Raw genomic sequence first — 4,789 nt, 5'->3', positions numbered from 1 at the left:
ATTAACCGCGGTCTGGAAACCGCGATCAGCGGCGTCGCGGCCCTGGCGCGTGACTATGCGTATCGGCCTTTTCCCTTCGGACAGTGCCCGACGGGTGTGGCGACCCGACAGCCCAGGGTCCGCCGGACGAGGCGAAGCCCTCCACATGGTCGCGCAGCTTCTGCACCTGGGACCGCGTGACGCCGCGGCCGAAGCGGGATTTCAGGAGGGCGCCGAGCGCCCCACAGGTCGGCCGCACGCCATCGGCCGAAAGCATGCGATAGGTCACGAAGGCCTCGGCATATAGCCGGATGCGGTCGGGCCGTCCGCGCAACTGTGCCGCCTGTGCGGAGCGATCGCGATCCAGATGGCCGGCCAGCCTAGCCGCCGCCTGGGCCTCGGTCAGGTCGGGCAGGGCTGCGGGGGGTGGCTCCGGCGCCTCGGGCCGGCCGATGGACTCGCGAAACCGGCGCCGGCGCTGGCGCTCGCGGTCGCCTGCGCGCAACCGCTCGGCATAGGCCGGGTCGGCCGCCCGCCGTTCGGTGCGGTTGCGGTTGGACTGTGCGGCACGCTCCGCCTCCCGCGCCCGCAGCATCGGGTCGCGCAGCAGGAAGGTCAGCTCCTCCGCGGTCAGCCGGTGCGTCTGTTCCGGCGTGGCTGGTGCGGAGCCGTCGTCGGGGCCGTCGGCGTCGTCCATTGCCGGACAACACGCAGCCGCCCCGTGCTGTTCCCGTTTCCGTCCACAGACTCCGCCCATACATGCCGCATGGATGATGAGGGAGATTTCATGTCCGGTACCGGTCACGCCCGTGCTAGGAAAGAGCGGTCCTCATCGGTCCGTGCAACAGTGGAATTCACCCGCCCATGACCCCCCGGCAAGCCCTTCAGCAGCGCCTTGCGGCCCTGGATGCCCATCTGCGTGCGGAAAACCCCAATCTGCTGCCGGTCCTTCCGACCTTCCGCGCCTTCGACCGCATCCTGGCCGGGCTGGGATTGATCGACCGTCATGAGTCGCTGACCACCCGCATTCCCTGGTGGCCGATGGTCGCGGTGCTCGGCACCTTCTCGGCCGGCAAGTCGACCTTTCTCAACGGCTATCTCGGCGAGGTGCTGCAGAACACCGGCAACCAGGCGGTCGACGACAAGTTCACCGTGATCTGCCACGGTCCGGAAACCCGCAAGGAGGCGCTGCCCGGCACCGCGCTGAATGCCGACCCGCGTTTCCCCTTTTATCGCATCGCCGACGAGATCGAGAAGGTTGCGGCCGGCGAGGGCAAGCGGATCGACAATTACCTACAGTTGAAGACGTTGTCCGGGCCGCGGACGAAGGGCAAGATCTTCATCGATTCGCCGGGCTTCGACGCCGACGACCAGCGCCGGTCCGTCCTGCGGCTGGTGGACCATATCGTCGAGTTGTCGGACCTCGTGCTGGTCTTCTTCGACGCCCGCCATCCGGAACCGGGCGCCATGCAGGACACGCTGCGCCATCTGGTCGCCAAGACGGTCAACCGCGCCGACGCCCGTAAGGTCTGCTACATCCTCAATCAGGTCGACACCACCGCGAAGGAAGACAATCTGGAGGCGGTGTTCGGTGCCTGGCAGCGCGCCATCGCCCAGGCCGGCCTGGTGTCGGGCCGCTTCTACGCCATCTACGACCAGCGCTCTGCCGTCGACATCGAGGATGACGGCCGCCGTGCCCGCTACGAGGCGCGGCGCAACCATGACCTGGCCGAAATCCAGACCCGAATCGACGAGGTGGAGGTCGCCCGTGCCTATCGCATCATCGGTTCCATCGACAGCCTGACCAAGGAGCTGGAGGGGGAGGTGCTGCCCAAGCTGCGTGACGCGATGGCGACGTGGCGCCGCCGCGTGCTGACCGTCGACGCGGTGTGGGCCGTGCTGCTGCTGCTGCTGCTGGGTGCGGTGGTGCAGACGGCCGGCGGCGGCTTCGGCGCCTTCCTCGGCTGGCTGTCCGAGACCGGCGACAGCGGGCTGCCGCTGCACCTGATCGGCACCGTGGTGCTGATGGGCGGCCTTTTTCTGGCCGGGCATTTCAAAATTCGCCAGTTCTTCGCCCGACGCATCGCCGCGTCCCTCAGCGACCGCTTCGGCGACGTCGACCTGAACCTGCGGCAGGCCTTCCTGAAGAACACCCGCTTCTTCCGCCCCATCTTCGCCAAGCAGCCGGCCGGCTGGGGCGGGCGGGCGCGCAAGGCGATCTTCGCCATCCGCGAGGCGACGGCAGTGCATGTCCAGCGCGTCAACGATCTCTACACCGACCCGGCTGGCCGCCGAGCCCGGGAAGCCGCTCGCGATCCAGCCGCGACCGCATATTGACCGCGCACCGCGAGGAGTCCCGGCCGCTCTTTACAGAGCGGCCGATGCGTCGTTAGATCCTGGGTCACGCCGCCCGGCGGGGGCGCCGGAACCACCAGTGGATGACCAGTGGACGTGCGGGAAGCGGCAGGAAGGGTGGCCAATCGGGCTTGGCCGACGCTTCGCGGCGGCGCGGCAGCGGCCTGCGCCATGCTGGCCGCACTTATGCTGTGCATTTCGGCCGGGACGCCGGTGCGGGCGTCCGGTTCTGATGCGAGTCCCGGTGCGACCTCCGGCACAGCCCCGCTGCCGGCCCCCTACACCGGGCTCGATCTGGTGACAGGCGGCGATTACGCGCCTTACACGGGAGAGGACCTGCCGGAGGGCGGGCTGGTGACCGACCTGGTCCGGCGGGCCTTCGCAGTCAGCGGGCGGCGGTACGACGTGCGCTTCATGCCGTGGAAGCGCGGCTATGATGGGGTGGTGTCCGGCCGTTTCCTCGCCACCTTCCCCTATGTCCGCACGCCGGAGCGGGAACGGGACGTGGTGTTCTCTGACCCGGTGATGGAGGTGCGGCAGTTCGTCTATCTGTCGAACCGGTCTGCGATGGACTTCCATGGCCATGACCGTGCCAGCGTTGCCGGTCCCGACAGGCTGGACGATTTCCGTGGGCGGACGATCTGCCAGCCGGTCGGCTACAGCCTGCCGCCCGAGTTGGAAGCGCTTGTCACCCAGGGGCTTCTGACCCGGCAGACTCCCTCCGACCTGGGCGCCTGTGTCCGGATGGTGGCGACCGGGCGGGCGGATGTGCTGGTGATCGACGAGTTCAGCGGCGCCGCGGCCATCGCGCGGCTGGGGCTGGCGGACGATATCCGCGTGGCGGAGCGGCCCTTCGGCGTGGTGACGCTGCATCTGGTGGTCGGACGCGCAACCCCGGGGGCGGAGGAGACGGTCGCCACCTTCAACGACGGACTGAAAACGTTGAAGCAGCAGGGTGTCTACCGTCAGCTGCTGGTCGGCCACACGGTTCAGCCTCCTCCCTGAATGCCCCAGAATTTCCCTGGGTTTCACACGGTCTTCCGGCCCGTTCGCGTCGATTGTCCGGCTTTCGGCGTGCTTTTCGGTGCCGGGTGCCCCCGTCGCCATGGACAGAACGATGCTTCGTGATATAAACGCGCGGTTTCGATCTTGGAAAAGGGGCGCGGGCCGTGGCCATCGACGCGTCGATTCTGGTCCTCAACGGGCCGAACCTGAACATGCTGGGTGTGCGGGAGCCGCAAATCTACGGGTCGATGACCCTGGACGATCTGGAGGCCGCCTGCCACGAGCGTGCCGACACGCTGGGTCTGACCGTGGATTTCCGGCAGTCGAACCACGAAGGCGAACTGGTCTCGTGGATTCAACAGGCCCGCACGGAGAATGACGGCATCGTCATCAACGCCGGCGCCTACACCCACACCTCGGTCGCGATCATGGACAGCCTGATCCTGTCGGAGCTGCCGGTGATCGAGGTCCATCTGTCGAACATCTTCAAGCGCGAGCCGGTCCGCCATCACTCCTACATCTCGCCGGTGGCGAGGGGAATGATCTGCGGGTTCGGGCCGCACGGGTATCTTCTGGCGCTGGACGCCATCGCGAACATCATCGACCGCGATTAAGGAAACGGGAACGACTGACATCATGGCGAGCTTCGACATCGACGGCGATCTGGTCCGCAAGCTGGCGGACCTCCTGCGTGAGACGGGCTTGAGCGAGATCGAGTTCGCCGAAGGCGAAAAGCGCATCCGCGTAACCCGCCCGACCGCCGCCCAGACGGTCGCCGTCCAGGCCGCCCCGGTTCTGGCGGCCGCCCCGATCGCCGCTCCGGCGGCTGCCGCCCCGGGCCGGCCGGCGAGCCATCCGGGTGCCGTGACCTCGCCGATGGTCGGCACCGCCTATCTGGCGGCCGAACCTGGCGGCACGCCCTTCGTCCGTCCGGGCGACGTGGTCAAGGCCGGCCAGACCATCATGATCATCGAGGCGATGAAGGTCATGAACCCGATCAAGGCGCCGCGCGGCGGCACGGTCGCCGAGGTGCTGGTGTCCGACGCCCAGCCGGTCGAGTTCGGCGAAGTTCTCCTCATCATCGAGTAAGCGGGGCATTCCCTTGGCGATGTTCGAAAAGGTCCTGATCGCGAACCGTGGTGAGATCGCTCTGCGCATCCACCGCGCCTGCCGCGAAATGGGGATCCAGACCGTGGCGGTGCATTCCACCGCCGACGCCGACGCCATGCACGTCCGCCTCGCCGACGAAAGCGTGTGCATCGGCCCGGCGTCCGCGCGCGACAGCTATCTCAACATTCCGGCCATCCTGTCGGCGGCGTCGATCACCAACGTCGACGCCATCCATCCCGGCATCGGCTTCCTGTCGGAGAACGCCCAGTTCGCGGAGATGGTGGAGGAGCACGGCTTCACCTTCATCGGCCCGACGCCGGACCATATCCGGATCATGGCG

The 4,789-nt window shown here is 67.8% G+C and carries 6 protein-coding genes; 5 read left to right on the top strand and 1 reads right to left on the bottom strand.

Features of this window, described 5'->3' with window-relative positions:
- Positions 1 to 25: 25 nt before the first annotated feature.
- Positions 26 to 676, bottom strand: coding sequence for a hypothetical protein (locus tag I71_RS34475; RefSeq protein WP_042704811.1), 651 nt, complete (start codon positions 674 to 676; stop codon positions 26 to 28).
- Between the two features lie 167 nt (positions 677 to 843).
- On the opposite strand from I71_RS34475, the gene I71_RS34470 reads away from it, so the two are divergent.
- The 5 genes from I71_RS34470 to I71_RS34450 form a co-directional block, all read left to right on the top strand.
- Positions 844 to 2,316: a dynamin family protein gene (locus I71_RS34470; RefSeq protein ID WP_042704810.1), complete on the top strand. Its 1,473-nt coding sequence runs from the start codon at positions 844 to 846 to the stop codon at positions 2,314 to 2,316.
- A 189-nt stretch (positions 2,317 to 2,505) separates the two neighbouring features.
- Positions 2,506 to 3,339, top strand: a complete 834-nt coding sequence (locus I71_RS34465) for an ABC transporter substrate-binding protein (protein ID WP_042704812.1) — start codon at positions 2,506 to 2,508, stop codon at positions 3,337 to 3,339.
- Positions 3,340 to 3,503: 164 nt separating this feature from the next.
- Positions 3,504 to 3,953 (top strand): type II 3-dehydroquinate dehydratase, encoded by a 450-nt coding sequence (gene aroQ, locus I71_RS34460; RefSeq protein WP_012973695.1) that lies wholly within the window; start codon positions 3,504 to 3,506, stop codon positions 3,951 to 3,953.
- Positions 3,954 to 3,975: 22 nt separating this feature from the next.
- Positions 3,976 to 4,428, top strand: coding sequence for an acetyl-CoA carboxylase biotin carboxyl carrier protein (gene accB / locus I71_RS34455; RefSeq protein WP_042704809.1), 453 nt, complete (start codon positions 3,976 to 3,978; stop codon positions 4,426 to 4,428).
- A gap of 19 nt (positions 4,429 to 4,447) precedes the next feature.
- The coding region (locus I71_RS34450) for a biotin carboxylase N-terminal domain-containing protein (RefSeq protein ID WP_042704808.1) at positions 4,448 to 4,789 on the top strand (342 nt) is incomplete at its 3' end.

Source organism: Azospirillum sp. B506 (assembly GCF_000333595.1).
Taxonomy (GTDB): domain Bacteria; phylum Pseudomonadota; class Alphaproteobacteria; order Azospirillales; family Azospirillaceae; genus Azospirillum.
This window is presented reverse-complemented; position numbering and strand designations above follow the sequence as displayed.

What these genes read in the sequence shown, in the direction of transcription:
- I71_RS34475 (WP_042704811.1), bottom strand. Translation starts at nt 676, where the DNA reads ATGGACGACGCCGACGGCCCCGACGACGGCTCCGCACCAGCCACGCCG.
- I71_RS34470 (WP_042704810.1), top strand. Translation starts at nt 844, where the DNA reads ATGACCCCCCGGCAAGCCCTTCAGCAGCGCCTTGCGGCCCTGGATGCC.
- I71_RS34465 (WP_042704812.1), top strand. Translation starts at nt 2,506, where the DNA reads ATGCTGGCCGCACTTATGCTGTGCATTTCGGCCGGGACGCCGGTGCGG.
- accB (WP_042704809.1), top strand. Translation starts at nt 3,976, where the DNA reads ATGGCGAGCTTCGACATCGACGGCGATCTGGTCCGCAAGCTGGCGGAC.